Source organism: Phenylobacterium sp. (genome assembly GCF_004297125.1).
In the GTDB taxonomy this organism is placed as follows: Bacteria; Pseudomonadota; Alphaproteobacteria; order Caulobacterales; family Caulobacteraceae; genus Phenylobacterium.
On record NZ_SCVD01000014.1, the window covers coordinates 42,394 to 67,209 of the forward strand.

General features: G+C 67.9%; 23 protein-coding genes. 8 read left to right on the forward strand and 15 right to left on the reverse strand.

Annotated features, from left to right (window positions below):
- Window positions 1-22: 22 nt before the first annotated feature.
- On the reverse strand, window positions 23-823 hold the full coding sequence (locus EPO51_RS07005) for a SapC family protein (RefSeq protein ID WP_293347856.1): 801 nt from the start codon (window positions 821-823) through the stop codon (window positions 23-25).
- Window positions 824-997: 174 nt separating this feature from the next.
- On the opposite strand from EPO51_RS07005, the gene EPO51_RS07010 reads away from it, so the two are divergent.
- Window positions 998-1,870, forward strand: coding sequence for a MaoC/PaaZ C-terminal domain-containing protein (locus tag EPO51_RS07010; RefSeq protein ID WP_293347859.1), 873 nt, complete (start codon window positions 998-1,000; stop codon window positions 1,868-1,870).
- Window positions 1,871-1,884: 14 nt separating this feature from the next.
- Window positions 1,885-2,658 (forward strand): acid phosphatase, encoded by a 774-nt coding sequence (locus tag EPO51_RS07015; protein WP_293347862.1) that lies wholly within the window; start codon window positions 1,885-1,887, stop codon window positions 2,656-2,658.
- A 112-nt stretch (window positions 2,659-2,770) separates the two neighbouring features.
- On the opposite strand, the gene EPO51_RS07020 is transcribed toward EPO51_RS07015, so the two are convergent.
- From EPO51_RS07020 to EPO51_RS07040, 5 genes are all read right to left on the reverse strand, one after another.
- A complete protein-coding gene (locus EPO51_RS07020) occupies window positions 2,771-2,932 on the reverse strand; it encodes a hypothetical protein (protein WP_293347865.1) in 162 nt (53 codons plus the stop codon).
- Window positions 2,933-3,092: 160 nt separating this feature from the next.
- Window positions 3,093-3,629, reverse strand: coding sequence for a GNAT family N-acetyltransferase (locus tag EPO51_RS07025; RefSeq protein ID WP_293347868.1), 537 nt, complete (start codon window positions 3,627-3,629; stop codon window positions 3,093-3,095).
- Complete coding sequence (gene aguB / locus EPO51_RS07030; RefSeq protein ID WP_293347871.1) at window positions 3,626-4,504, reverse strand: N-carbamoylputrescine amidase; 879 nt, start codon at window positions 4,502-4,504, stop codon at window positions 3,626-3,628. The genes EPO51_RS07025 and aguB overlap by 4 nt, the downstream gene beginning before the upstream one ends.
- Window positions 4,504-5,496, reverse strand: a complete 993-nt coding sequence (locus tag EPO51_RS07035; RefSeq protein WP_293347874.1) for an agmatine deiminase family protein — start codon at window positions 5,494-5,496, stop codon at window positions 4,504-4,506. The genes aguB and EPO51_RS07035 overlap by 1 nt, the downstream gene beginning before the upstream one ends.
- 135 nt (window positions 5,497-5,631) lie before the next feature.
- Window positions 5,632-8,109, reverse strand: a complete 2,478-nt coding sequence (locus tag EPO51_RS07040) for a TonB-dependent receptor (RefSeq protein ID WP_293347877.1) — start codon at window positions 8,107-8,109, stop codon at window positions 5,632-5,634.
- A 204-nt stretch (window positions 8,110-8,313) separates the two neighbouring features.
- Between EPO51_RS07040 and EPO51_RS07045 the strand changes: the two genes are divergently transcribed.
- The gene (locus EPO51_RS07045) at window positions 8,314-9,849 is read left to right on the forward strand and encodes an ArnT family glycosyltransferase (RefSeq protein WP_293347880.1); all 1,536 of its coding nucleotides are present in this window, start codon (window positions 8,314-8,316) and stop codon (window positions 9,847-9,849) included.
- On the opposite strand, the gene msrA is transcribed toward EPO51_RS07045, so the two are convergent.
- The 3 genes from msrA to EPO51_RS07060 all read right to left on the reverse strand — a co-directional run bounded on the left by msrA (window position 9,824) and on the right by EPO51_RS07060 (window position 11,992).
- Window positions 9,824-10,399 carry a peptide-methionine (S)-S-oxide reductase MsrA gene (gene msrA / locus EPO51_RS07050; RefSeq protein ID WP_293347883.1) on the reverse strand — a complete coding sequence of 192 codons (576 nt, stop codon included), beginning with the start codon at window positions 10,397-10,399 and terminating at the stop codon, window positions 9,824-9,826. The genes EPO51_RS07045 and msrA overlap by 26 nt on opposite strands.
- 231 nt (window positions 10,400-10,630) lie before the next feature.
- On the reverse strand, window positions 10,631-11,284 hold the full coding sequence (locus tag EPO51_RS07055; protein ID WP_293347886.1) for a 3-oxoacid CoA-transferase subunit B: 654 nt from the start codon (window positions 11,282-11,284) through the stop codon (window positions 10,631-10,633).
- Window positions 11,285-11,992, reverse strand: coding sequence for a CoA transferase subunit A (locus EPO51_RS07060; protein ID WP_293347889.1), 708 nt, complete (start codon window positions 11,990-11,992; stop codon window positions 11,285-11,287).
- Between the two features lie 109 nt (window positions 11,993-12,101).
- Here EPO51_RS07060 and EPO51_RS07065 point away from each other — a divergent pair, with 109 nt between their 5' ends.
- The gene (locus tag EPO51_RS07065; RefSeq protein ID WP_293347892.1) at window positions 12,102-13,982 is read left to right on the forward strand and encodes a monovalent cation:proton antiporter-2 (CPA2) family protein; all 1,881 of its coding nucleotides are present in this window, start codon (window positions 12,102-12,104) and stop codon (window positions 13,980-13,982) included.
- 46 nt (window positions 13,983-14,028) lie between these two features.
- Window positions 14,029-14,982, forward strand: a complete 954-nt coding sequence (locus tag EPO51_RS07070) for an isopenicillin N synthase family dioxygenase (protein ID WP_293347895.1) — start codon at window positions 14,029-14,031, stop codon at window positions 14,980-14,982.
- Window positions 14,983-15,028: 46 nt separating this feature from the next.
- On the opposite strand, the gene EPO51_RS07075 is transcribed toward EPO51_RS07070, so the two are convergent.
- The 6 genes from EPO51_RS07075 to EPO51_RS07100 form a co-directional block, all read right to left on the reverse strand.
- Complete coding sequence (locus tag EPO51_RS07075; RefSeq protein ID WP_293347898.1) at window positions 15,029-16,822, reverse strand: M2 family metallopeptidase; 1,794 nt, start codon at window positions 16,820-16,822, stop codon at window positions 15,029-15,031.
- 74 nt (window positions 16,823-16,896) lie between these two features.
- Window positions 16,897-17,523: a carbonic anhydrase gene (locus tag EPO51_RS07080; protein WP_293347901.1), complete on the reverse strand. Its 627-nt coding sequence runs from the start codon at window positions 17,521-17,523 to the stop codon at window positions 16,897-16,899.
- Window positions 17,523-18,167 carry a maleylacetoacetate isomerase gene (gene maiA, locus EPO51_RS07085; RefSeq protein ID WP_293347904.1) on the reverse strand — a complete coding sequence of 215 codons (645 nt, stop codon included), beginning with the start codon at window positions 18,165-18,167 and terminating at the stop codon, window positions 17,523-17,525. Before maiA ends, EPO51_RS07080 begins: the two co-directional genes overlap by 1 nt.
- A gap of 2 nt (window positions 18,168-18,169) precedes the next feature.
- The gene (locus EPO51_RS07090) at window positions 18,170-18,862 is read right to left on the reverse strand and encodes a fumarylacetoacetate hydrolase family protein (RefSeq protein WP_293347907.1); all 693 of its coding nucleotides are present in this window, start codon (window positions 18,860-18,862) and stop codon (window positions 18,170-18,172) included.
- Between the two features lie 128 nt (window positions 18,863-18,990).
- Complete coding sequence (locus tag EPO51_RS07095; protein ID WP_293347910.1) at window positions 18,991-19,920, reverse strand: terminase small subunit-like protein; 930 nt, start codon at window positions 19,918-19,920, stop codon at window positions 18,991-18,993.
- Window positions 19,921-20,080: 160 nt separating this feature from the next.
- A complete protein-coding gene (locus tag EPO51_RS07100; RefSeq protein WP_293347913.1) occupies window positions 20,081-20,971 on the reverse strand; it encodes an AraC family transcriptional regulator in 891 nt (296 codons plus the stop codon).
- A 161-nt stretch (window positions 20,972-21,132) separates the two neighbouring features.
- On the opposite strand from EPO51_RS07100, the gene EPO51_RS07105 reads away from it, so the two are divergent.
- The 3 genes from EPO51_RS07105 (at window position 21,133) to EPO51_RS07115 (ending at window position 24,804) form a co-directional block, all read left to right on the forward strand.
- On the forward strand, window positions 21,133-21,504 hold the full coding sequence (locus EPO51_RS07105; RefSeq protein WP_293347916.1) for a putative quinol monooxygenase: 372 nt from the start codon (window positions 21,133-21,135) through the stop codon (window positions 21,502-21,504).
- A gap of 169 nt (window positions 21,505-21,673) precedes the next feature.
- The gene (locus tag EPO51_RS07110) at window positions 21,674-22,078 is read left to right on the forward strand and encodes a DUF6152 family protein (RefSeq protein ID WP_293347919.1); all 405 of its coding nucleotides are present in this window, start codon (window positions 21,674-21,676) and stop codon (window positions 22,076-22,078) included.
- 437 nt (window positions 22,079-22,515) lie between these two features.
- Window positions 22,516-24,804, forward strand: coding sequence for a hypothetical protein (locus EPO51_RS07115; RefSeq protein WP_293347922.1), 2,289 nt, complete (start codon window positions 22,516-22,518; stop codon window positions 24,802-24,804).
- Window positions 24,805-24,816: the final 12 nt, after the last annotated feature.

Genomic DNA, 24,816 nt, shown 5'->3' on the forward strand with positions numbered 1-24,816 from the left:
TCAAGGGGAGGGAGGAAAGGTCTTAGGCGTTCGCGGCTTGCGGCTGCTGCGCGGCGGCCTTGGTGAGCGCCAGCGCGATCATGCGGTCCCAGCCGACCAGCGAGTGCATGTGGGCGTAGATCTGGCCGAGCGCGCCGTTGTCGCGCAGCTCGACGAACTTCGCGGCGGGCAGGGCGTTCAGCTTCTCTTCCGAGACGCCGAAGTACTCGGCGATCTTCTGGGTCTCGCCCTGGGTGCCGTCCGGGTTGGCCGGGGTGAAGGTGGCTTCCTTGGTCTCGAACAGGTCCAGGTCCTTGAGGATCTGCACGAAGCTGACCGTCCGCTGACGCTCGACCTCGAAGTTGTTGCAGAACTCGATGCAGTTCTTCGTGTACTCGGTCGGTTCGCCGTTGGCCTCGAAGAAGGCCATGTCATAGCCCTTGTCGACGATGAACTCGGCGTTGCGGTCGATGCACAGGACCATCTGGTTGTTCTGCTCGTCGTTGGCGAACACGAACGGATAGCGGCGCACATAGGCCGGGATGTAGATGCCGCTCTCGAACGTGCCGTCGTCCTTGACGAACATGTTCTCGCCGGCGTTCAGGCCCATCACCGCGATCGGCAGCTTCTCGTCGCCCACGAAGATGATCGGGCCGGTCACGGCGGCCAGCGGGAACTCGCCCACGGTCAGCGGGATGGCGTGGCCGACCTTGGCGAACTTGAAGGGTCCGTCCATCCGCTTCACGCCGATCTTGGAGTGCAGCTCCTTCGCCAGCGGCTCGGGCTTGGAATAGAACAGCACGTTCCCGGACAGCTGGCCGGCGGGCATTTGGGTCTCGGACATAACAAGCCTTCGAAATCGTGGAGCGGGGACGCCGGCGGCCGGGTCTCGCGCGCGAGGTCGCCTCCTCTAGCCGATCCGGATACCGGCGGCAAATGCGGCGCGCCGCTTGCGCCCGCGGCCATCCGCCCCTTCAATCGGCGGAGCAAGAACAGAGACGAAAAAGCGGGGAGCGCGATGCCCATCTACTATCCCGACATCCTGGACCAGGGGACCAGGCCCAAGACCTTCAGCTACGGCGACAAGGACGTGATGCTCTACGCCCTTGGGATCGGCCTGGGCGCCGACCCCATGAACGAGACCGAGCTGGCCTTCGTCTACGAGAAGGGGCTGAAGGTCGTGCCCACCGCCGCCACGGTGCTGGCCTCGGGCCGCGGCGAGCCGCTGCCGACCAAGGAAGGCCACCGCCCCAGCGCGCCCAACTACCTGATGCTGGTCCACGGCGAGCAGAAGGTGGAACTGCACCGGCCGCTGCCGAGCGCGGGCACGTTCACCGCCGAGAGCCGCACCATCGGCGCTTTCGACAAGGGCAAGGACAAGGGCGCGGTGTTGGTCAGCGAGACCATCTGGCGCGACGAGGCCGGCGAAAAGGTCGTGACCCTGACCGGCTCCAGCTTCTGCCGCGCGGACGGCGGCTTCGGCGGGCCGTCGGAAGGCGCGCCCGAGCCGCATCCCGTGCCGGCCCGCAAGCCGGACATCTCCGTGGACATCGCCACCCGCGAGGACCAGGCGCTGCTCTACCGCCTGAACGGCGACCGCAACCCCCTGCATTCCGACCCGGAGAGCGCCCGGCGCTCGGGCTTTCCGCGCCCGATCCTCCACGGCCTCTGCACCTACGGGATCACCTGCCGCGCCGTGCTGCAGGAGATCGTGGACTGGAACCCCGAACGCATCGCCAGCCACCAGGTGCGCTTCTCGGCGCCGGTCTTCCCGGGCGAGACCATCACGGTCGACCTGTGGCGCGACGGGAACGTGATCTCGTTCGAGGCTCGGGTTAAGGAGCGTGGCGTGACCGTCATCAAGAACGGCAAGACCGTCCTTAGAAGCTGAGTGGGACCCAAGCTTTGATCCGACATCTCCTGACCGCCGCGGCGGTCTGCGCCCTGTCCGCCTGCGCCTCGGCCTCGGCGCCGAGCCGGGCCGACGACCCGTCCATGGGCTCGCCGCCCGCCAAGGTCGCCGGCTACTTCGCCACCAACCCGCTGGACGGCAGGGCGATCCTGGGCCCGCCGCCCGCGCCGGACTCGGCCCACGGCAAGGCCGACCGGGCGACGTTCGAGGACACGCGCAAGCTGGAGGGCTCGCCACGCTGGAAGACGGCGATCCAGGACAACGACCTGTGGGGCGGCGGGGCGCTGAAACGCTTCTCCTGCGCGATGGATGTCGACCTGAACGACAGGCAGACGCCGGCGACCTGGAGGATCCTGCACAAGATCGAGCTGGACGCCCGCACGGTCGGCACGCCGGCCAAGGACTTCTACGACCGCAAGCGCCCGCTGATCGGCAACGACGCCCCGCTGTGCGTGCCGCGCGAGGACTGGATGAAGACCAACGCGTCCTATCCGTCCGGCCACGCCATGGTCGCCTGGTCGTGGGGCCTGGTCCTGGCCGAGCTCAAGCCCGCGAAGGCCGATCCGCTGCTGACCCTCGGCCGCGAGTCCGGCGAGAGCCGTGTGATCTGCGGCGTCCACTTCCCCTCGGACGTCGAGGCGGGCCGCAGCCTGGGCGCCGCCATGGTCGCGCGCCTGCATTCCGAGCCGGCCTTCCAGGCCGACATGGCGGCGGCGAGGCGCGAGATCGCCGCGGCGAAGGTGAAGCCGGCGGGGTGTTCCGGCTAGAGCGCTTTCCGGCGAAGTGGATACCGGTTCGCCGCCAGAAAGCGCGACAAGGCAAAGGCCTGGAGCGCAGATCCGATTCAATCGGAGCGAATGGCGCTCCAGAGGGCAGGCCTCACGTCCATCCGAACGCCCACGCGACGGCCCAGATGATGCAACCCCACAGGCCGAGGGAGACCGCCACCGCCAGGAGCAGGCCGTAGCCCCTCGGGAGCGCGCGGCGGCGCGTCCGCGTACGTTTGCTGGCGCGGAAGCGGTGGAAGAGGACGTCGTGCATCAGGCGGGGCCCCGGATGACGAGTACAGCGTGGGAAGCTCTACTACTGGAGCAGCCAAGCTCTACCGACAGGTGAGTCGCTGCAATCAGGGGTTTTACGTAGTTGGGCGGCCAAGTGGCCTGGCCGAGCCGCTTGGGCGCCGCCGACGCGGCTTCGGCCATCAGGTCCCCGGCCGCTTCGCCACGAACACGACATGCCGCCGCAAGGGGTGATCCTCGGCCAGCACCGGGTGATCGAAATCCCTCGCCGGATCGTGGGCCATGCCGATGCGGCGCATGACGGCCTGGGAGCGGAAGTTGTTGTGGGCCGTGAAGGCGATCAGCTCATCGAGGCCGAGGTTCGCGAAACCCCAGGCCAGGACCGCGGCGGCCCCCTCGGTGGCCAGGCCGGTCCCTTGCGCTTCGGGCGTCAGCCGCCAGCCCAGCTCCACGCCGGGCGCGGGCGGCAACTCGTCGCGCACCCGCTGCAGGCCGATCATCCCGATCAGCTTGCCGTCGGCCCTCCGCTCGGCGGCGAAGAAGCCGTAGCCGTGCTGCGCGATCTGGGCGTTCACCCGCTCGATCGTGGCGTCGGTCTGGACGGCGCTGATCGGGCCGCCCAGCCATTCGTTGACGCGCGGATCGGCGTTGATCGCGGCCATCGGCGCGCGGTCGTCCTCGCGGAACGCCCGCAGGATCAGGCGCCCCGTTTCGATCACGCCGGCCGGGGCCCGGTCAGCGCGCCGTAGAGGTCGGTGCGGCGGTCGCGGAAGAAGCCCCAGGCGGCGCGGTGGGCGGTCAGGAAGTCCAGGTCGAAGGTCGCCTTCAGCACGCCCTCGTCCTCGCGGCCCAGCGCGGCCACGAGGTCGCCGCGGTGGTCGGCGATGAAGCTGGAGCCGTAGAACTGCTGGCCGCCGTTGGGATAGCCCTCCCACGGTTCGAAGCCCGTGCGGTTGGCGCCGACCACGGGGATCACGTTCGACACCGCGTGGCCCTGCATGGCGCGGCGCCAGGGCGCGGCGGTGTCCAGGGTGGGGTCGTGCGGCTCCGAGCCGATGGCTGTGGGGTACAGCAGCACCTCGGCGCCCATCAGGGTCATGGCGCGCGCGCACTCCGGGTACCACTGGTCCCAGCAGATGCCGACGCCGATCCGACCGAAGCGGGTGTCCCAGACCTTGAAGCCGGTGTCGCCGGGCCGGAAGTAGTACTTCTCCATATAGCCCGGACCGTCGGGGATGTGGCTCTTGCGGTAGACGCCCATCAGGCTGCCGTCCGCGTCCACCATCACCAGGCTGTTGAAATAGTGCGGCCCCTCGCGCTCGAAGATCGAGATCGGCAGGACCACGCCTAGTTCCCTGGCCAGCGGCGCCAGGGCCGTGACGCACGGGTGCTCGCGCCACGGATGGGCGGTGGCGAACCAGCGCTCCTCCTGGGCCACGCAGAAGTAGGGCCCTTGGAACAGCTCGGACGGCAGGATCACCTGGGCGCCGTCAGCGGCCGCCTCGCGGATCAGGGCCTCGGTCTTCCCGATGTTGGCCGCCAGGTCCTCGCCATACGAGGCCTGCAGGGCGGCGACGGTGATCGTTCGCGACATCAGGCCGGCTCCTGCTGGGTGATGCAGTGGAAGGACCCGCCGCCGGTCAGGATGGCGGTGGACGGCAGGCCGATCACCTCGCGATCGGGGAACACCTCCTTTAGCGCGCCCACGGCGAATTGGCCGGGCTGGTCGGCGTAGAGCGGCACGATCACCGCCTTGTTGGCGATCAGGAAGTTCATGTGGCTGGCCGGGACCGGCCGCTTGTCCTCGCCCTCGATCCAGCCGGGCGAGGGGATGCGCACCACTTTCAGCTTGCGTCCGTCCGCGTCCGTCATCTCGGCCAGCCGTCGGGCCGCATCGTCGAAGGCGGGCGCGTTCGGGTCGCCCTTGCCCCAGGCCACGGGGATCGCCACCGTCCCCGGGGCGACGAAGCGGGCCAGGTTGTCCACGTGGCCGTCGGTGTGGTCATTGACCAGGCCCTCGCCCAGCCACAGCACCTTCTTCGCGCCCAGGCTCCGGGCCAGCGCGGCCGTGGCGATCTCCTCGGTCCAGCCGGGGTTGCGGTTGCGGTTCAGCAGGCACTGGCCGGTGGTCAGCACCGTGCCCGCGCCGTCGTGGTCCACCGCGCCGCCCTCCAGGATGAAGTCGTGGGCGACCAGCTCCGCGTCCGCGGCCTGGGCGATCTGGGCGGCGACCGTGTCGTCGTGCTCCAGCTCGTACTTGCCGCCCCAGCCGTTGAAGCGGAAGCCGTGCGCGCGGCCTTCGGCGAAGATCGGGCCGGTGTCGCGCAGCCAGATGTCGCCGAAGGCGCCCGGCACGATCTCGATATTGGCCACCCCGCCCAGCAGTTCGCGGGCCGCGGCCTCGCCGTCCGGGTGGCCGGTCATCAGCTTGACCTGCTCGCCGCCGGGACCGGCCAGCGCTCGCGCCAGGGCCGCCACCTCGGCCTGGGCCGGCCCGAGGTTGTCCTCCCACAGCTCCGCATGGCTGGGGAAACCCACCCACATCGCCTTGTGGGGCGCCCATTCCGCGGGAACGACGAAGCTCATTCTGGGTCCGACCTCCAAAGCCGCGCGCATGTGGCCCCGGCGCTCACCTGCGTCAAGCGCCGCCCACAAACGAAAAAGGGCGGCCGCATCGCTGCGGCCGCCCCCTCGCGAAGTCCGGTCCCGGACCTGCCGGTCTTAGTACTCGACGTGCAGGGTCAGGACGAAGGTGCGGCGGTAGCCCGGCTGGGCCAGGGCCGTGCCCGGGCCCAGGTTCGTCGAGATGTCGCCGAGATAGCGCTCGTCGAACAGGTTGCGGATGTTGCCCTGGAGATAGGTGTTCTTCAGGCCGAACGTGTCCAGCTTCACCCGCGCATCCACGTCCCACAGCGTATAGCCGTTGAACTGCTCGGTATTGGTGAGGTTGGTGTAGCGGTCGCCGACGAACTTGCCCTGAACGCCCAGGCTCAATTGCTCCATCGGATCCCACTGGACCCGAACGCCGCCCTGCCACTTCGGCGTTTCGTACAGTTGATTGCCCTTGGTCTGCAGGATCTGGCCGGCGTTCTCGCCCGGGATGTTGTTCTGGATCTCGGAGTCGACGTAGGCGATCGAAGCGTAGAGCGACAGCTCGTCGGTGGGCTTGAAGCCGACCTGACCGTCGAAGCCCATCAGCTCCACGTCACCGACGTTGGCCGAGAAGGCGATGCCGGCGGCCTCGTCGAACACGCGCTCGATGCGGTTCGAGAAGTCGTTGCGCCACACCGCCAGCGAGGCCAGGAACGGGCCGCTCTGGTAGCGCATGCCCACGTCGTAGGCCTTGGCCTTTTCCGGACCGGGATCCACGTCCTTCTGGCCGTAGAGGTCGTCGGTGCGCGGCGCCGAGAGGGTCTCGGCATAGCTGGCGAAGACCGACAGGCTGTCGGTGACGTCGTAGCTGACGCCCACGTTCGGCAGGACGTCGTCATACTTGCGCGTGAATTTGCGCGGCTGGCCGTACTGGAACGCGGCGTTGGAGTTCAGCGCGGACGCCGGGAAGGTCACCAGCGGCCGGCCCTGGCCGTCGTCGGTGCCGGCAACCGGCGTGCCCACCTGGGTGGTGCAGTAGGCGTTGAACGTGTCGCGCTGGTAGCAGAAGTTGTTCAGGTCGCGCTTGAAGAACGGGGCCCGCACGCCGACGTTAACCAGCAGCTTGTCTTCCAGGAACTTGCCCCGGTACTCGGCGGCGACCTGGTGCAGCTGGGCTTCGGACAGACGGTCGCGGCGGCGCAGGTTGGTGCCGTCGGGGAGCTCGATCCGACGGCCTTCGCCGTCCTTGCCGCCGAACACGTTCTCGACCGTGCCGTCTTGACCCACGAAGCCGGCGTCGCCCGTCTGGCGGTGCTCAGCCTTGTCGAAGGTGTAGGCGACGCGGATGTTCTGGTTGTCGGCGAACTTCCAGATCAGCGACGAGGTCAGGTTGTAGCGACGGGTGTTCGTCGTGTTGGGACGGTACAGGTAGACCGAGTCCAGGATGTCGCCGTCGCCATTCAGGTCGACGCCGGCAGCCGTGGAGTTGCCGCGCAGCTGGCGGTCGGTTTCCGAGAACGCTTGCACGCCGCCGCCGTTGGCCAGGGTGTATTGGAACGCGGGGTCGACGGTCAGGGTGAGCTGGTCACTGAGGTTCCAGCTCGACAGGCCGCGGATGTTGCCGGTGTTCGACGGGTTGATGTTGAAATCGTAGTAGCCGGTCGGGCAGGGGAACGCGGCGGTGTTTTCGCTCTGCGCGCCCGCGCCCGGCGTCGGGCGGGAGCAGACGGTGGGCGAGACGAGGCTTTCCGGCTGGCCGTTGGCCAGGACGCCGTGACGATCGAACTGGGCCTTGCTGATGCGGTTGATGAAGTTGTTGCGGTTCTCGTTGTAGGTGGCCATCAGGCTGGCTTGGCCCACATCGCCGAAGTCCTGGTCGATGCGGAAGTTATACTGAACCTTGTCGATCTCGCCCTTGGGCTTGGTCGACGAGTCGTGCGGCTTGAACAGGTCGTTGCTGGTTTTCAGCACGGAGAACCAGGCACGGGTGCCCCAGGGACCGATCTCGCCCGTCTCGATGGTGCCGTAGTAGCGCTGGAAGTTGTCGCTGCCGAAGCCGACCTCGGCGCGGACGCCGAATTCCTTCGAAGCGCGCTTGGTGATGTAGTTGACCGTGCCGCCGGCCGCCGCGGCGGTGGGGCTGTCGACGTCGGTCGTGCCCAGGTTCACCGTCACCCGCGAGACCAGGTCGGATTCGAGCTGCTGGTTCGAATAGATCGCGTAGTTGCCGCTGTCGTTCAGCGGCAGGCCGTCCTGCAGCAGCGCGATGCGCTGGCCGTCGAAGCCGCGGATCGTGATGTCGCCGCCGGCCGAGCCGAAGGCGTCGTTGTTGGTGAAGTTCACGCCCGGGAGCAGGTTGATGGTGTCGAGCACCGACTGGCCCGGAGCCTGACGGCTGATGAACTCTTCGGTGATCGACGCGCGCGACTTGGGTTCACGCTCCGCCACGATGGCGCCGTCGAGGTTCTTCGGACCGGTCGAGCCGGTGACGACCAGCTCTTCGACGATCGCCGTACCGGTGGATTGCGCGAGCGCCTGGCTCGAGAGCAGCAGACCGGTGGCGAGCGCCGTGGTCGCGCAAAGCGCGCGGCTCAGTTTGATATTCATTCAGTAGCCCCTTCCACAGACCCAATCCCCGGGACGCCCCTCGGCGCCCCCTGAGTCTTCGTGGCCCCTATAGCGCCAAAAATCAGGTAGTTGGTGACTGTTTTACGACGGTCGGGCCGAGACTGTCACAGTGCGGCGAAAAGGCATCAGTATGCTTGCGATACGGGCAGCGCACTTTAGGTTTCGCGGCGTTCGAGGGTCGAAATGTCGCAAAACCTAAGGCCGCAAAGCTCCGCCGGCGACCTGCGTTCGGCGGCCCTGCTGACCGCGGCCCTGACTCTCGCGCGGCTGGTGGCGCTGTTCCGTACGCCGCTCGAACTCTATCCGGACGAGGCCCAGTACTGGCTTTGGTCGCGCACGCTCGACTTCGGTTACTATTCGAAACCTCCGGTGATCGCCTGGGCGATCTGGGCGACGACGGCCATCGGCGGCGACGCCGAGGCCTGGGTGCGGCTCTCGGCCTGCCTCTTCCAGGCCGGCGCGACCATGACGGTCTTCCTGATCGGACGCCGGCTGTACGGCGGGGCGGTCGGCCTGGCGGCCGCGGCGCTCTACGGCCTGATGCCGGGCATCCAGCTTTCGGCCCTGGTGGCCGCCACCGACGCGCCGCTGCTGTTCTTCCTGGGCCTGACCATCCTGGCCTATGTGACGCTGCTGGAGGCGCAGGGCCGCCGGCGCATCCTGCTGGCCGCGGGGCTCGGCGCGGCGCTGGGCCTGGCGTTCCTGTCGAAGTATGCGGCGATCTATTTCGTGGTCGGCCTGGGCGTCCATCTGGCCCTGTCGCCCCGCGCCCGGGCGGCCTGGAGCCTGCCGGCCGCCGCCGCCGCGTGCGCGGCCCTGGCGGCGGTCATGGCGCCGAACCTCGCCTGGAACGCCGCGCACGACTTCGCCACCTTCCAGCACACCGCCGCCAACGCCGCCTGGAGCGGGGTCCAGCTCTTCAACGTCGCCGAGATGGCTGCGTTCGTCGTCTCGCAGTTCGGGGTGTTCGGCCCGATCCCGCTGGGGGCGCTGATCGTGGGCCTGGTGCTGGCGGTGCGCCGCCGCACGCTCAGCGCCAACGACCTGACCCTGCTGTGCTTCACCCTGCCGCCGCTGGTGATCGTCACCGCCCAGGCCTTCATCAGCCGCGCCAACGCCAACTGGTCCGGCGCGGGCTACCTGGCCGGCGCCATCCTGGTGGCCGCCTGGCTGATGCGCTGGCGGGCGAAGCGGTGGCTGATCGCCGCCCTCGTCATCCAGGGCGCGGTGGCGACCTTCTTCCTGGCGGCGGTGATGTCGCCCGGCCTGGCGGACAAGGCGGGCCTGGCCAACGGCCTGAAGCGGGCCCGCGGCTGGTCGCAGACCACCGACCTGATCCTGGAGCGCGCCCGGCGCGAACCGGGCCTCACCGCCATCGCGGTCAACAACCGCTTCTTGTTCTACGCGATCAGCTACTACGGCCGCGACCGGCTCGCGTTCCGGCCGCCCTTGGCGAGCTGGCTGCTGATGGAGGGGCCGCGCAACCAGGCCGAGACGACGGCGCCGCTGACCCCGGCCATCGGCCGCCGCGTCCTGATGGTGTCCTACGAGGGCTGGCGCCGGGCCGAGATGGAGGCCGACTTCGCCAGGTCATCTGGCCTGGAGATCGGCAGTGTCTGGCTGGACCGCCGTCACAAGCGCCGCGTGGAGATGTTCGTGGGCGAGGGGTTCAACCCTCGCCCGCGCGACGGCGTCACCGGCCTCCCCAGATCACCTTGAGCACCCGGTCGCGGCCGCAGCCCTCCCGGTAGCGCTCATAGTGCGCCGGGTTCTTCTTGTAGAAGTCCTGGTGATAGCCCTCGGCGTTGTAGAACGGCGCGGCGTTGCGCGTCGTCACGGTGATCCGGGCGCCGAGCTGCTTCTCGTACTTCGCCTTCGCGGCGTCCGCGACGGCCTTCTCCTGGGCGTTCCCCGCGAAGATGGCGGTGCGGTAGGACGGACCCTTGTCGCAGACCTGGCCGGTCGGGTCGGTGGGGTCGATGTGGTGGTAGAACACGTCCACCAGCTGCGAATAGCTGACCTTGGCCGGGTCGTAGGTGACCTTCACGGCCTCCAGGTGGCCCGAGTGGTTCTCGTACGTGGGGCTGGACGACGTGCCGCCCGAATAGCCGGAGACGGCGGCCTTCACCCCCGGCGTCTCCTCGAAGAACTTCTCCACCGTCCAGAAACAGCCGCCGGCGAACACGGCGGTCTTGGTGGCGGCGGCCGGCGCGGCCGAGGCGAGCAGGCTCGCGGCCGCGGCGGTCGCGGCGAAGGTCAGGATCTTCATGGACTTCAACGTTCCTCAGGTCTTGCCCGCCCGGCAAGCGCCAACAGGACATTACGTGAGGATTGCCGTGGCGGCTTCAAGGCCTGCTGTCCCTCCCTTAATGGGGAGGGACAGCTCGCCGGAGGCGAGCAGGGTGGGGAATGCGGACGCAAGCTCTGAGCGTGGACGTGAGATCCCCACCCGTCTCGTCGCTTCGCTCGAGCCACCCTCCCCAGGAAGGGGAGGGAAAAATCAGGCCGCGACCTTCTCCGCCACCTGGAACGGGGCCTCGGTCTTGGCCCGGATCTCGTCCAGGGTGACGCCCGGAGCCATCTCCAGCAGGGTGAGCGGCTTCTTGCCCCGGGAGACGTCGAAGACGCCGAGGTCGGTGACCACCACGTCCACCACGCCCTGGCCGGTCAGCGGCAGGGTGCAGGCCTTGAGCAGCTTGGGCGCGCCGGTCTTCTCGGTGTGCTCCATGACCACCACGACGCGCTTGACGCCCGCCACCAGGTCCATGGCCCCGCCCATGCCCTTGACCATCTTTCCGGGCACCATCCAGTTGGCCAGGTCGCCGTTCTCGGCCACCTGCATGGCCCCCAGGATCGACAGGTCGATGTGGCCGCCGCGGATCATGGCGAAGCTGTCGGCGCTGGAGAAATAGGAGCTGGAGGGCAGGGCGGTGATCGTCTGCTTGCCGGCGTTGATCAGGTCGGCGTCCTCGTCGCCCTCATAGGGGAACGGGCCCATGCCCAGCATGCCGTTCTCGCTCTGCAGCGTCACATGCATGCCGGTCGGGATGTAGTTCGCCACCAGGGTCGGGATGCCGATCCCCAGGTTCACATAGAAGCCGTCGCGCAGTTCCTTGGCGGCGCGGGCGGCGATCTCGTCACGGGTCCAGGCCATTTAAGCGATCTCCCGCTTGCGGACGGTGCGCTGCTCGATGCGCTTCTCGTGGACGCCCTCGACGATGCGGTCGACGAAGATGCCCGGGGTATGGATGTTGTCCGGGTCCAGGGTCCCGGTCTCGACGATCTTCTCGACCTCGGCGATGCAGGTCTTGCCGGCGGTGGCCATCATCGGATTGAAGTTCCGCGCGGTCATCCGGTAGACGAGGTTGCCCTCGCGGTCGCCCTTGAAGGCCTTCACGATCGACAGGTCGGCGGTCAGGCCGCGCTCCATGACATAGAGCTCCCCGTCGAACTCGCGGACCTCCTTGCCTTCGGCCACCAGGGTGCCGACGCCGGTCTTGGTATAAAAAGCAGGGACGCCCGCCCCGCCGGCGCGGATGCGCTCGGCCAGGGTGCCCTGCGGGTTGAACTCCAGCTCCAGCTTGCCGGACAGGTAGAGCTCCGCGAACAGCTTGTTCTCGCCCACGTAGGACGAGATCATCTTGCGGATCTGGCCGCCGGCCAGCAGCACGCCCAGGCCGAAGCCGTCGACCCCGCAGTTGTTCGAGATGACCGTCAGGTCCTTCACGCCGGACTCGCGGATCGCCGCGATCAGGACCTCGGGGATGCCGCACAGCCCGAAGCCGCCCGCCATGATCGTCATGCCGTCGAACAGCCGCCCTTGCAGCGCCTCGACCGCGTCCTTGGAAACCTTGTCCGCCATGTTCGCCCAATACGCTGCAAACGCGCTGTTGAGAACTGGGCCGCGATAAAATTCATCGATTGATGATTTGCGCGCCACACCCACGTGTCATGGCTAGACTGGAGCCCCGATGCACGCCGACTCGTTCCTGATCCAGGCCCTCGTCTATCTCGCCGCGGGCGTGATCTCCGTCCCGATCGCCAAGCGGCTGGGGCTGGGCTCGGTGCTGGGCTACCTGATCGCCGGCGCGCTGGTGGGGCCGTTCGTCCTGGATCTGGTGGGCGAGCAGGGCGACGTGATGCGGTTCGGCGAGTTCGGCGTCGTCATCCTGCTGTTCCTGATCGGGCTTGAGGTTCGCCCCGCCCTGCTGTGGGAAATGCGCACGTCGATCTTCGGCCTGGGCATGGCGCAGATGCTGGCCAGCGCCGCTGTGATAGGCGCCGTCGCCCTCGGTTTAGGCGTCGACTGGCGGGTCGCGACGGCCGTGGGCCTGATCCTTGCCCTCTCCTCCACCGCCATCGTGCTGCAAAGCCTGGAAGAGAAGGGCCTCAGGCAGGGTCCCGTCGGCCAGGCCGCCTTCGGGGTGCTGCTGTTCCAGGACCTGGCGGTGATCCCTCTGTTCGCCTTCCTGCCGTTGCTGGCCATCGGCCACCAGGCGGGCGCCGTCGAGGCCGCGGGCCATGGCGCCAGCGTGCTGGCTGGCCAGCCGGAATGGGTGCGGATCCTGGCCACCTTCGGCGCCGTGGTCGGCGTGGTCGTCGGCGGCCGTTACCTGACCCGGCCGATGTTCCGCTTCATCGCCGCCGCCCGCCTGCGCGAGATCTTCACGGCCTCGGCCCTGCTGCTGGTGGTGGGCGTGGCGGCGCTGATGGAGCTGGTGGGCCTGTCGCCGGCCCTGGGCGCCTTCCTGGCCGGAGTGGTGCTGGCCGAGAGCGAATTCCGCCGCGAGCTGGAGACCGACATCGAGCCGTTCCGCGGCCTTCTGCTGGGCCTGTTCTTCATCACCGTCGGCGCGGGCCTGAACTTCGGCCTGATCGCGGCGCGGCCGGTGCTGGTGATCTCGCTGACCGTCGGCCTGATGGCGGTGAAGTTCCTGGCCATGTGGGGCGTCGGCCTGGCGTTCCGCCGTGGCCGCAGGGACGCCGCGACCGTCGCCGTGTCCCTGGCCCAGGGCGGCGAGTTCGCCTTCGTCCTGATCGCCTTCGTGGTGACCGCCAACGTCCTGCCCGCCGAACAGGCCGCGCTGGCCACCGCCGTGGTGGCCCTTTCCATGGCGCTGACTCCCATCGCCTTCGCGCTCTACGAGAGGTTCGTCCTGAACCGCGCGGGCGTGCTGGCCGAGCCCGAGCAGCTGCCCTTCGACGACGGCGCCCCCGACGCGATCGTCGCCGGCTTCGGCCGCTTCGGCCAGATCGCCACCCGCCTGCTGACCGCGGCCGACTTCAAGGTGACGATGCTGGAATCGTCCATCGAGCAGATCGACACCATCCGCCGCTTCGGCTGGCGGGTTCACTACGGCGACGCCACGCGCCTGGACCTGCTGCGCGCCGCCGGCGCCGACAAGGCCAAACTTCTGCTCGTCGCCATCGACGACAAGGACAAGGCGGTCGAGCTGGTGAAGGCCGCCACCGAATACTTCCCGAACCTGACGATCATCGCCCGCGCCTTCGACCGCCGGCACGCCTACGAGCTGGTCCGCGTGGGCGGCGACGAGGTGGTGCGCGAGACCTTCGAGAGCGCGCTGGTGTTCGGCAAGAAGGCGCTCCTGCGCCTGGGGTTCTCCGACCGCCGGGCGGCCAAGGCGGTCAGCCTGTTCCGGGAACACGACCTCGCGCTCTTCAACAAGCTGGCGCCGGTCTACGGCGAGGAGGAGCGCTACGCCATGGCGGTCCGCGACAGCCGCGCGACCATGGAGAACCTGCTCTCGGCGGAGATGCGCCGCCTGAAAAAGGAGGAGGCCGAGGAGGCCGACAACGACGGCAAGGCCAAAGCTCTGCGCGAGGCCAGCTGACGCGGGCGAATTGGCGAGGCTGCGGCTCTGGGTGTATTGAGGCCCGATGAGCCAAGCCCTCGACCTCCAGGACAAAATCGAGCCCGTCTCCTTCGACCTCTACGCGAAGGACTTTCCCGCCTTCACCCAGAAGCTGGGCGACAGCTACGCCCGCTGGGGCTTCGCGGTGATCGCCGACCACGGCATGCCGCAGGACAAGGTCGATGCGGCGATCGAGCAGATGAAGCTGTTCTTCGCCCTCCCCGAGGAGACCAAGCGCAAGTACAAGCTGCCGGTGTCCGGCCAGCGGGGCTACACGCCGTTCGGGATCGAGACCGCCAAGGGCGCGACGCACCACGACCTAAAGGAATTCTGGCATGTCGGCCGCGACCTGCCGCCCGGCCACCGGTTCCGCGACCACATGCCGGACAACGTCTGGCCCGACGCCGAGCTGCCTGAGTTCAAGGCCAAGGTGAGCTGGCTCTACAACGCGCTCGACGAGATGGGCCTGAAGGTGCTGGAGGCGATCGCGACCTACCTGGGCCTCGACCGCCACTTCTTCGATCCGACCGTCGACTTCGGCAATTCGATCCTGCGCCTGCTGCACTATCCGCCGGTGCCCAAGGACGGGCCGCACATCCGCGCCGGGGCGCACGAGGACATCAACGTCATCACCTTGCTGCTCGGCGCCGAAGAGGCGGGCCTTGAGGTCAAGGATCACGACGGCCGCTGGATCGCCATCAACCCGCCGGCCGGCAGCCTGGTCTGCAATATCGGCGACATGCTGCAGCGGCTGTGCAACCACCGCCTGCCGTCCACCACCCACCGCGTCGTGAACCCGGCCCCCGAGCGCCGCGGCTTCCCGCGCTACTCGACCCCATTCTTCCTGCACTTCAACTCGGACTACCTGATCGAGACCCTGCCGGGCTCGATCGACGCCGAGCACCCGAACCGCTACCCGGAGCCGATCACCGCCCACGAGTACCTCCAGGAACGCCTGCGCGAGATCAAGCTGGCTTAACCTCCTCTCCCCGCAAGCGGGGAGAGGAGCACTGCGCATCTGCCGCCTACCACCCGCACTGCTGGCCCTTGTTCTGGACCTTCAGCCACGCATCCAGCGGCTTGAAGTACTCGGCCACGGCGCTCGCGTCGGTCCGCGTCTCGCCGGAGAACACCGCCAGGGTCTGCGGCCAGGGCTGCGACTGGCCCAGCTCCATCATCTTGTTGAACTTCTCGCCCACGGCCTTCTGGCCATAGACCGAGCAGCGGTGCAGCGGGCCCTTCCAGCCGGCCTGGGCGCAGGCGGCCCGGTGGAACTGGAACTGGTAGATGTGGGCCAGGAAGTAGCGGGTGTACGGCGTGTTGCCCGGGACGTGGTATTTCGCTCCCGGATCGAAGGCGTCGGCCGGACGCGCGGCGGGCGGGGCCAGCCCCTGGTACTTCAGGCGCAGCGCCCACCAGGCGTCGTTGTACTTGTCCGGCCCCACCTCGCCCGAAAACACCTCCCAGCGCCAGCGGTCGACCAGCAGGCCGAACGGCAGGAAGGCGATCTTGTCGAGCGCCATCTTCAGCAGGAACGGGATGTCCTCCTCCGTCCCCGGCACGGCGCCCAGCAGGCCGATCTGGTTCAGGTACGTGGGCGTCGAGGCCGACAGCGCCGCGAAGTCCCCGATGGCCTCGTGGAACCCGTCGTTCGCCCCGTTGCGGAACAGCGTCGGCTGGTTCTGGTAGGCGCGCTGGTAGTAGTTGTGGCCCAGCTCGTGGTGGACGGTCTGGAAGTCGTCGGCGTCCACCTTCGTACACATCTTGATGCGGATGTCGTTCTTGTCGTCCAGGTCCCAGGCCGAGGCGTGGCAGACCACCTCGCGGTCGCGGGGCCGGGTGATCAGCGAGCGCTCCCAGAAGGTCTGCGGCAGCGGCGCGTAGCCCAGCGACGAATAGAAGCCCTCGCCGGTTTTCACCATCTTGACCGGGTCGTAGCCCTTCGCCTCGAGCAGCTTGTCCAGGCTGTAGCTGGAGGCCGCCGTCTTCGGCTGGACGATGTCGTAGATGTTGCCCCACTGCTGGGCCCACATATTGCCCAGCAGGTCCGCGCGGATCGGGCCGGTCCTGGGCTGCACCGCGTCGCCGTACTTCTCGTTCAGCCGGGCGCGCACGTAGCAGTGCAGGTTCTTGTAGAACGGCTCCACCTGCGTCCACAGCCGGTCGGTCTCGGCGGCGAAGGCGTCGGGGTCCATGTCGTAGTTCGAGCGCCACAGCGCGCCGGTGTCCTTGAACCCCAGCCCCTTGGCGCCCTCGTTGGAGAGCGCGGCGAACTTGGCGTAGTCCGGCTTCATCACGCTCGCCACGCCGTGCCAGCCCTCCCAGGCGGCCTTCAGCTCGGCCGGGTCGCGGCTCTTGGCCATCACCTCCTCGGCGTCGTTGAGCGTGATCGGCTTGCCCTTGAACAGGAACTTGCCCGACGAATAGGTGCTGTCCAGCTTGGTCACCAGGCCGGCCAGCTCCTCGGCCGCGCCGGGCCGGTTGGGCGCGGGCGACACCAGGTACAGCTTCAGCAGCTTCAGCTTGCGCGCCGTCACCGGGTCGGCCTGCACGCCGTTGAACCTCGCCGCCTCGGTGGCCAGCCGGGTCACCAGCGCGTTCTGCTCGGCGTTGGCCTTGGCCTCCAGCCACTGGGTGTCCTCGGTGATGAAGTTGGCCCGCACCCACTGGGCGCGGTTGGCGAAGGCGTTGGCCGTGTCGAGCTGGGCCTCGGCGTTCTCCACGAAGGCCTTGGCGTCAGCGGCGGTAGGTTGGGCCGTGGCGGGGTGCGCGCACATCAGGACGGCCGCGGCGGCCGCGGCCATGAGCTTCAGTTTCATCAGGCGTTCCTGGTCGTTTCCGTTGGCGGTTCGCACCGCCGCTGGCCGGAGGAGAGGCCCCGCGGGGCGGCAGGTCAATCCGCGTATTCGGCCAGGTCCTCGGGACCCATGACGGTGACGTCCAGGTCGGTGACGATGCCCGTCCCCAGCGTATAGACCCAGCCATGCACGCTCAGCGGCTGGCCGCGGCGCCAGGCGTCCTGGACGAAGACGTCCGAGGCCACGTTGCGCACCTGGCGGATGACGTTCAGCTCCACCAGCCGGTCCCACTTGGCCTTCTCGCCCGGCAGGGCCTCCAGCTCGTGGCGGTGCTCGTGGTGGACCTCGCGGATCGGGTGCAGCCAGTGGTCCACCAGCCCCCGCCGCTGGCCGTCCACCGCCGCCGCCACCCCGCCGCAGCCATAGTGGCCCACCACCAGGATGTGCTTCACCTTGATCACGTCCACCGCGAACTGCAGCACCGACAGGTAGTTGGCGTCCTGCGGCGGGGCCAGGTTGGCCACGTTGCGGTGTACGAACAGCTCGCCGGGATCGAGGCCCACGATCTCGTTGGCCGGCACCCGGCTGTCGGAACAGCCGATCCACAGGTACTCGGGCGCCTGCTGGTCCTCCAGCCGCTTGAAGAAGCCGGGGTCCACCGCGACCTTGCCCGCCGCCCAGGCGCGGTTCTTGGCCTTCAGATCGTCCAGGGTCTTGGGCATCAGAGAGGTTTCGCGTCCGGCTGCTGGTTGGGATGGGCGGCGACGAAGGCGGGATGCTCCGCGGCCCGGTCGGCGGCGGCGACCAGCTTCGGCCATGGCGTCACGTCCAGCTCGAACCGCCGCGCCGAATAGACCTGGGGCACGAGGCAGCAGTCGGCGATGGTCGGCGTGTCGCCGAACGCATACTGCCCGCCGTAGGTCTCCACCAGCGGCTCCAGCGCGTCGAAGCCGTCGCGGATCCAGCCGTGGATCCACTCGGTGATCGCCGCCGGCTCCACGCCCATCTGCCGGAGCTTGCGGCCCACGCGGGTGTTGTTCAGCGGGTGGATGTCGCAGGCGATGATCCCCGCCATCCGCCGCACCACCGCCCGGTCCAGCGCCGCCCGCGGCAGGATCGGCGGCTGCGGCCGGGTCTCCTCCAGCCACTCCAGGATCGCCAGGCTCTGGGCCAGCACCGTGCCGTCCCCCAGGTCCAGCGCCGGGGTCAGCCCCTGCGGGTTCACCGCCCGGTACTCGGGCTCGCGCTGCTGGCCGGCGATCAGGTCGATGGCGTGATAGCCGTACGCGCAGCCCTTGAGCTGCAGGCCGATGCGCACCCGATAGGGCGCCGTCGCCCGCCAGGCGGAATGCAGGGTCCAGGCCATGCTCAGGCCACCACGAAGCTGAGCGAACCCACGCCCTCGACCTCGCCCTCGACCCGGTCGCCCTTGGCCAGCGGCCCCACGCCCTCGGGCGTGCCCGTATAGATCAGGTCGCCGGGCGCCAGCGCCCACAGCTTCGACGCCTCCGAGACGATCTCGGCCACGTTCCAGATCATGTCGGCCGCCGTGGCCTCCTGCTTCACCGTCCCGTTCACCGACAGCGCGATGCGGCCCTGGGGCGCCGGCCCGCGCCAGCGGCGGATCGCCGAGATCGGCGCGCTGTCGTCGAAGCCCTTGGACGCGTCCCACGGCTGGCCCTTGTCCTTGGCCGCGCTCTGCAGGTCGCGCCGGGTCAGGTCCACGCCCACCGCATAGCCGTAGACCACGCCCAGCGCCTCGCCCACGGCCAGGTCGCGGCCGGCCCCCCCGATCGCCACCACCAGCTCGATCTCGTGGTGCAGGTTGGCGGTGCGCGGCGGATAGGCGGGGTCGCGCCCCGGCGGGACCACCGCGTCGGCGGGCTTGGAGAAGAAGAACGGCGGCTCGCGGTCGTCGCCCCCCATCTCGCGCCGGTGGGCCGCATAGTTGCGCCCCACGCACAGGATGCGGCGGACCGGAAACCCGCCCAGGGCTTCACCCCCCTCGCCCTCGACGGGCACGACGGGAAGCGACGGAGGAGCGAACACATACTCGGCCATGCGCCGCGTTTAGGCCCGGCGCGCCGCGATGTGAACCCCACGCCGGGGCACACTGTCCTTACGTCACGGAAAGCCGGGCGGCCCAGGCCCTCTCCTCATCCATAGGGGGAGGAGCAGGGGCCGCCAGATCATCCATCACGCCAGCGCTTCCCCGGCCGCTGCCAGAGCCGCCCCAGCCGCGCCTCCACGCGCTTGATCCGCCGCCCCGCCTCGACCGGGTCCACCGGCCCCGTCCGCTCGGCGATCTCCAACATCTGGTCGGCGTACCAGTGTACCCGCTCCTCACAGGCTCGCGCCACCTCGCGCGCGATCTCCGGGTCGCGCGCCACCCAGCCGTACAGCGTCGTCCGATGCGGAAACCCGTCCCGCCCCGCCAGGTCGTTCAGCGACGCCCCTTGCACGATCGCCCAGCACACCGGCTCCATGCGCGCGCGCCGCTTCGCCTGCAGACGCGCCGAGCGCCCCATCGCCAGGTTCGCCCGCAGGTCGAAGTCGAAGTCCGGCCGCTCGCGCCGCCACTTCCGCACCGTGTAGGCCGACGGCAGCGCCGGGTTCACCGCCCGCAGCTGTGTCAGCGCCACCCCGCGCCCCACCTGGTACAGCACCCGGTCGGCCAGCCGGGCGTCCCACATCGACAGTTCCCGCCGCCGTTCGCCCACCCGCGCCCCGTGCGCGGCCCGCCGCATCCGGCGCAGCCGATGCACCTCGGCGCAGAACGCTCCGCTGATCGACTGCCAGTACCGCAGCGTCCGCCGGCTGGGCGCCGCCGGGTCCAGCTCGATCTTCCGCAGCGACTCCCCGGCCCGCAGCCGCGCCAGCACCGCCTCGGCCTTCACCGGGTCGAACGCCAGCCGCAGCGCATAGTCCCCCTTGGCCATCGCCACATCCAGCGCCGCCCGGAACCCGGGGTCCTGCCGCCCCCACCGGTCCACGCTCTTCGGACACGGCATCCCCGGCCGCGCACACGCCGCCTTCACCGTCTCCCCGGCGGCCACCCGCTCCAGGATCTCCAGCTTCTGGCGGTCACGCAGGTTGGCGCGCTCGACGAGGGACGGCATGGACGGAGGATACCGCAGGGGGCGAGGCGGGCGGTATGTTGTTCTGGCGGGGTGCGTCCGGGAATGACGTGGGGGTCGCGGGTCGAGGGTCGAGGTGGGCGATGCGCCAGGAGCCGCCCGAACCGGACATTCCCGGCACGCGCGGGCGGGCCCCGATCTCTCAGGCCGCCTGGATCGCTCGTCGCGCCGCTTCGGTCTCGCGGCCCGGCGGCAGCCCGAACAGGCGTCGGTACTCTCGGGTGAACTGTGGCACGCTTTCGTAGCCGACTTCGTAGGCGGCGCGGCTGGGCCTCGCTCCCTTGGCCAGCATGAAACGACGCGCTTCGATCAGGCGGAGCTGTTTCTGGAACTGAAGCGGCGACAACGACGTCACCGCCTTGAAACGTTGGTGGAACGTCGATGCGCTCATCCCGGCCGCCGACGCCAACCGTTCGATGCTCAGGGGCGACGCGAAATCCTGCCGGATGATCTCGATCGCCCGGCCGATCCGCCGCACGTGGCTGTCGGGAAAGCCCAACTGCCGGATCGCCGCTCCGTGGCGCCCCGCCAGCAACCAATAGTGCATCTCGCGCACCAGCTGGGTCTGCAACAGGGGAATGGCGGCGGGGCGCTCCAGGAGGTTGATGAGCCGGAGCGCGGTGTCGGCCACTTCGGCGTCGGTGGGCTGGAGGCGGAGCGCGGAACCGGTTTCCACGATCACCGCCCTCATCTCGGCCGAAAGCTCCGCGATCAGCGCCGCATCGAGATGGAGCGCGAAGGACAAATATGGCGCAGGACCGCTCGCCTGGGTGATCTGGCTGACCGTCGGCGCGTCGGCGGTGAGCAGCATGGAGTCGCCGGCGCTGAACGCCAGGGTCTCGTTTCCCACCGTCACCTGCTTGGCCCCCTGCACGACCAGGCAGATGAGCGGGCGCTGGATGGCGTATTGCAGCTCGCGCACGGCGGTGGTGCGAACGAGGGTCATGCCCTTGACGCCCGTAGGGGCGATGCCCTCCGCGCCGGCATTGGCCTCGGTGTAGCGGCTGACGGCGTCTCGCAGCTGTTGGGTCATCGAGATCTCGGTACCGAAAGGCCCGTGAGCGTCAAGCGTCCCGGAGTTTTAGGCAAGGTTACCGCACAACCGGGCAACCTGGCCTGTGGCGATCGGGAGATACTGGAAGGGGTCCTCGGCGGCCCGCCCCGGAGGGGCTCACTGATGAAACGGAAGCTTCAATGACCTCGCAGGCCGTTCAGCAGCATCGCGGCGTCGTCATGACCGGCGACGATGGCGATGAGGGCCGCAAGGCCTTCTACATCCTGATCGAGGCTCGTCCCTGCCTTGAAACCGAGGTCCTTCAGATGCTGAAGGACATCCTGGCCTGCGTGGAGAGTGAACCAGCGACCGGTCCTTGGTACGCTGTACAGCAGTCGCCGACCACCTTCGCCATCTTCGAGGTCTTCCCGAATATCGCCGGGCGCGACGCCCACGTGGCCGGGGGAGGCGGGGACATTTTCCGCGATGTCGAACGGATGAACCGCCTGCTGGCGCAGCCGGCCCATGTCCGGAAGGTCGACGTCCTCTTCAGCAAACAGGTGTTCGCGTAGCCGGCGGCGCGCCCGCCTCGCGCCATGAGGAGACCTTGGCCCAGGCTCCGGAATTCGACCTTCGCGGATTCAACACGGAGTCTGCTTATCGGCTCAACACCAACTTCGCTTCTCCCCCTTAGAGATCTATGGGAGTCCCGCCGAGCCGGATTGATGGGGAGCTCCGACCATGAAGCGGATTGCATCGGTCGCCCTTGTATTCACCCTACTGGGCGGCGCCACCCACGCGCACCATTCGCGCGAGATGTTCGATGTCACCCGCAACATTACATACAGGGGGGCAGTCAAAGCCTACCGCTGGCAAAACCCGCACAGCAGTATTGTCGTGACGGTCGGCGCGAACGCGAAAGACAGGTCAACCGTCGGAACGTGGAACATTGAGGCGTCTAGCCTGAGCATCATGACGACGGGCGGTTGGAAGCAGAACACGTTTAAGATGGGCGACCCCATCACCGTGGTCGCGCATCCAAACAAGGACGGCTCGAAAAGCGTCCTACTGTTTTATGTGATCATGCCGGACGGCAAGCGCCTCTACCGCGCTGCACATCGTTATCCCGGCGAGGTGGACCACTAGCCTTCTTACACCAACGTTCACGTCCCACCCTTTGGCGGCGTCGGGACGAGCCCCCGCCTGCCCCGGAAACGAGCCGCGCCTCCGCCTAGGGTGAGGGCTGCGCCAACAGCAGAAGTCCGCGTCGGGTTGGCGAGCAGACATTCGCCGTCACCTAGTTGTGCGCGGCCGTTTGCGGCCTCTACCCGTCGCCGGTTCACCGGCAAGGTCGTGCCGGCCCGGGAGCATCTCGCATGCTCGCCGGTCAGGCGGTCTTAGTCACAGGTTCCGCAAAGAACTGCGTGAACAGGGCAGTCGACAGGAAGATCGGGACAGGTTGACGTGTCCCCATCCCCACGTGCGAGGTGCGGGATAACCTGTCCCCGAATTCGCGCGGAGTTCACGGCGGCATCGCGACGTGAGGGCGCATCCCCCTGCTATACTGCTGCGGGGAGGGGCCGATGCCCAAGAAGGACCGCCGCAAGAAAAAGCAAAGCAAGGCGACCAGCAACAAGCCGGTGAAGGTCGAGATGTCGTCCTTTGGCGTGCCGGTCGAGGATCACGCTGCCTTCAACGAAGCTGTCTTGAAGGCCGCCAAGGCAGGCGTAGATGAATTCCCGAAGATGTTGGAGCGCTTTGGAAAGCTGTTCCGCGACCGCGACCCCATGGGCATGATCGCGTCCATGTCGATGTACAGCCTTATGGGCTTCGTTACCGACGAAGGTGTGTTCAGGAAGCCCAGCCGCGATATCGAGCAACACCACGTCGAGCTGTTGCAAGCCATCATGATGACGGTCCCCGGTGACGAGTGGGGAATACGTCCACCGACGGCCGACGTGATGCAGGCCCTGCACGACGAGGCCCCAAAGCTGGCGAACACGTTCCTTTTCCAACGCCTGCTGGCCGAGGGCGATGAACCTGACGAGGCGGCAAAGGCCTTGGCGTCACTCCAGGTCAGCATTCGCCTTCACACCCAAGCCGTTCGGAACTGGGGCTACTACAGTGCTGTGAACCGGATCACGAAGGAGCTGCACGAACCACTCAACGCTGCGTTCGTCGAGAAGCTCGGCTTCGGCATTTCCGATCTCATCGACGTCATGGCGGTGGTGGTAAAGGAGCATGAAAAGCGGAGCAGTGAGCACTCGACCACGCTCGCCAAGGTACTGCGGGGCAAGACCATCACCCAGATGGTTCGCCTCTACTATAAGTACGTCCCTGAGCTGAAAGGCGACCCGGAGGGACTCATCGCGACCTTCCCGCCAGGCGTGAGCCGCGATGGCGTGATGAGCTTCATCATGCAGCATTTCGATCTCCGGCTGGCGGATCGAGCAACCTTCACACCCGATGAAATCGCCCCGTTGGCCGAACGCACGCCCAATGTTGTCGAGAAGGTTCTAAGGGCGGTCTCACGCCCGCCCGGTGACCTCGCAGGAGCGAATCCTGACTTCCTCTTCCTCTCGAACCCGATCTGGACGGCTCCCGGCATCGATCTCGGCGACCGGTTCTTCTTCGCCATCCCTCAGGTGGTGCAAAGCCACATCAACGCCGTCGTTCGAGGCCTCGCAGAGAGGGCGGGCCTGACCGTCCAACTGGAGCGCCGCCGCGCTCGCTACCTCGAAAGCAAACTTGAGGAAATCCTGACCAGGGCGCTGCCAGGCGCGGCAGTCACGCCCGGGGTGAAGTGGGAGATTGCAGGCGAACAGGGAGAGACCGATGCCCTCGTCGTGCTTGATCGCATCGTCATCATTGCCGAGGCGAAGTCACATCGCCTGACGCCGGAGGCGCTGCGGGGCGCGCCTGCGCGCATGAAAAGACACGTGCAGGATTTGATTGTCGATCCGTCCTTGCAGTCGGCGCGCCTCGGAGCTTTCATCGAAGCGGCGAAGGCGGGGGACGAAGCGGCCGGCGCGGTCATGAAGACGCTGGGGATCGACCCGGTGAAGGTGGATCGGATCATCCGGTTTTCACTGACCCTGGATGACTTCTCGGTGCTCAGTTCGGCCGAAGCCGACTTCAAGGCCGTGGGATGGGTTCCGAATGATCACCATCTTGCGCCAACCATCCTGCTGGCCGACCTCGAATGCATTGTCGATATTTTAGATAGCCCACTGCTGGTCGCCCACTATCTCAGCGAGCGGAGCTACTTTCAGAAGGCGTTCGACCTTCTGGGCGATGAGCTGGATTTCCTGGGACTCTATCTCGACACGGGCTTCAATCTCGCCGGCCTTGAAGGCCACGCGGGCGTATTTTCCCCTTCGGGCATGTCAACGCCGATCGATCGCTACTACGAATCCCGCGACGCCGGCATCCAACTCCCGAAGCCAAAAGCCAGGGTCCAACCGTACTATCGCGCGATCATCGATCGCCTGACGGAACGGCGGCCGACAGGCTGGACGATGGCTGGCCTCCACCTGCTGAGCTCCGCCGACCCTGCCGAACAGCGGAAGATCGAAAGCGGCGTGAACAAGCTGCGTTGGATGGTCCGCAAGAATTTCAGGGATCCGAAGCACATCAATTCGGTGGTCGTCCAACCGCCCTCGAAGCGGAAGGCGAAGGTGGTGTTTTACGTATTTCCCGAAGAGCATCGCGCCAATCTGAAGGCCAACAGCGAGCAACTGATGGCGGAGACGCTGCCCGAAAGCGAACATGACGGCTGCGTGCTTTTCGCTCGTTGCCTGGACGAATGGGAAAAGCCCTATGTCGCCGTCCTGATGGCTGACGGTTCCTCGCGTACCGAGGAAGCGAGTTAGGCGCTCGTGTCG